Raw genomic sequence first — 2,800 nt, forward strand, 5'->3', positions numbered from 1 at the left:
TGGTGTCGTCGGCGAGCGACAGGCGCGGCGTCTCGGCCGGGCTCTGCGATGGCAACGGCGGCAGTGCCTGCGGCGAAGCCAACGAGGGCAGTTGTGCGAGCACGAAGGCCAGATCGTCCAGGAGTTGCTCGACCAGCCAGGCGTCGACGCGACTGCGGTCGAAAGAGGCTTCGATCCGAAAGCGCTTGCCGTCTGGCAACACCGTCAACATCAGCGGGTAGTTGCTGTGAGCATGATGTGCCAGTTCCTGTACCTGCAGGCCGATCTCGGTTGCACGGGGTGCCGGCAGGTTCTCGAACACCAGCAGCACGTCGAACAAGGCAGCGGAATCCAGTGCGGCCAGGCGCTGGATTTCCGCCAGCGGGACATGCCCATGCGTGCGCATCTGCGCATTGCGATGTTGTAGATGCGACAACCAATCCGACAGGCTACGTTCGGCTTGGATACGCATCCGCAGCGGCAAGCTGTTGATGAAGACGCCGAGTATGTGTTCCACGCCGGGCAGTTCCGCCGGCCGGCCCGCCGTGGTCACACCGAGCACGAAGTCGTCACGACCGTAGTAGCGCCGCAACACCAACCCGAGTGCGCCTTGCAGCACGGTGTTGGCGGTGAGCTGATGACGCTGCGCCCAGGCCAGGGCCGATGCCGCATCCAGTTCACGGCGGGTCGTGGTGTAGCCGGACTCAGGCTGCATGCTTTCCGGCAACGTCGCCGGCTCGTCCAGACCGACCAACTCCTCACACCAGAATGCGTGGGCAGCCGATGCATCCTGCGTTTGCAGCCAGTGCAAGTACTCACGGAACTGTGGCGCCGGTGACGCATCCGGTTGTGTTCCGCTGCGCAGATCGGCATAGATGCGTAGCACTTCGGCTAGCAACAGACCCGAGCTCCAACCATCGAGCGCAAGGTGATGGCGCGTCCACACCAGCCAATGCTGGTTCGCTGCACGCTGTATCAGCGCCAGCCGCATCAGTGGCGGAGTGGTGAGATCGAAGCCAGTCGCATGTTCCCGCGCCTGCAGTTCCGACAACCGCAGCTCGGCGTCGGCCTGTTCGAGGTCGGCCCAATCCTCGATACGCACCGGCAGGATCGCACGTGGGCATACCACCTGCCGGGCGCTGGCCAGTCCCTGTACGACGAAGCCGCTACGCAGGATGGTGTGCCGGTCGATAACGCGCTGCCAGGCGGCGCGGAATGCTCCCCGATCCAACTCGCCGTCCAGCACGACCGTCATCTGATTGATGTAGGGGTCGGCGTCATCGTTGAGCAGGCTGTGGAACAGCAGGCCCTCCTGCAAGGGTGCGAGCGGATACACATCCTCCAGTTGCGGATAGCGCTCGCCGAGTGTTTCCAACTCGCGAGCTTCGATTCCGGCCAACGGAAGGTCGCTCAATGTGCGGCGTGGCGCGGCCTGCGCCAAATGGTCGATCAGTTCGCGCAACGCCGTGAGGTAACGCTCGCTGAGTGCTTCGATCTCCTCGCGTGCAAGCGCGTCGTTTGGCCAGGTCCAGTCGATGCGCAACTCGCCTTCGATGAGCACTGCATTGACATCCAGCAGGTGTTTGCGTCGATTGTTCGGCGCGCGGCCTGGGCCGTGCTCTTCCTCGCACCATGTCCAATTCGCCCGAGGGTCTGTGCGCAGTTTCCCCAGGTAGTTGAAGCACACCTGCGCCGTCGGAACTTCGCGCAATTCGCCGTGCAGATAGCGCAGCACGCCGTAGCCCAGGCCGCGATCCGGTACGGCGCGCAACTGATCCTTGACGGCGCGCAGGATCTGGCCGGCGTCGTTGGATTCCAAGAGCCGCAACGCCATCGGATAGCGCGCGGTGAACCAGCCGACCGTGCGCGATAGATCAAGGTCGACACCCAGTGTCTCGCGGCCGTGGGCTTCCAGTTCGACCCACAATGTCCGTTCCTGTGAGCTCGCAACGAGGCTCGACGCGAGCGCGGCCAGCAGCACCTCCTGCACGTTGTTACCGTAGGCGCGAGCAGCGTTCGCGATCAGCCGCTGCGTCGTTGTGGCGTCGAGACGGCACTGAGTCGTCATCGCGTCGCCGTAGCGGTTGGCGCTCTCGCGCCAAGGCAGGTCGAGATCCGCTGTCGCCTCTTGGTCGCTCCAGTACGCCCGCCAGCGCTCCAGCGTCTCCTCGGGAAGATGGGTGAGCTGGTGTTGCCATTGGCCGAAGCCGACGGGCTCCGGCGGCAACGACACGGCCTCGCCTGCGCGGCGGCGGCTATAAGCGTGCTGCAGTTCTTCGAAGATGATCCGCCACGACACCGCGTCCACCACCAGATGGTGCGCGGCGAACAGCACATAGGTAGCAGACGCGTCGGGTTCGGCAAGAGCGAGAACGCGCAACAGCGAACCATCGAGCGCGAGACTCGTTTGCCATTGCGCCAGTAACGCGGGGCGCTCATCCGCGGTGGCGATGCGATTGACAAAGTCATCGCGCCGCCATTCGCCGATGCGCTGGCGCCACTGGTCATCGGTGCGTGTGAAGCGCGCCCGCAACATCGGATGCGCGGCGACGACATCGGCCAGAGCGTCGGCGAAGGCATCGCGGTCGAATGCGCCATCGAAGCGCAAATAGACCGACATATTCCAATGTTGCGGCGCGGCCAAGTCCTGTTCAAAGAACCAATGCTGGATCGGGGTCAGCCCGAACGATGCGCCGGGGTCGCCAGGCGTGTCCGCCGCCGGTGTCGACGCCTCTTCGTCGTCCCTCGCCAACTGCGCGCTCAACCCCGCCAGCGTAGGATGCTCGAACAACAACTGCGGTGTCACCGCCAGACCCGCCTG

At 64.5% G+C, this 2,800-nt stretch carries 1 protein-coding gene; it reads right to left on the reverse strand.

Annotated elements, in window-relative coordinates; genetic code table 11:
- Positions 1-2,800, reverse strand: a 2,800-nt coding sequence (locus EBB59_RS13115) for a condensation domain-containing protein (protein WP_245979342.1), incomplete at both ends; no start/stop codon positions are given.

This window comes from Solilutibacter pythonis, assembly GCF_003697345.1.
Lineage (GTDB): Bacteria > Pseudomonadota > Gammaproteobacteria > Xanthomonadales > Xanthomonadaceae > Solilutibacter > Solilutibacter pythonis.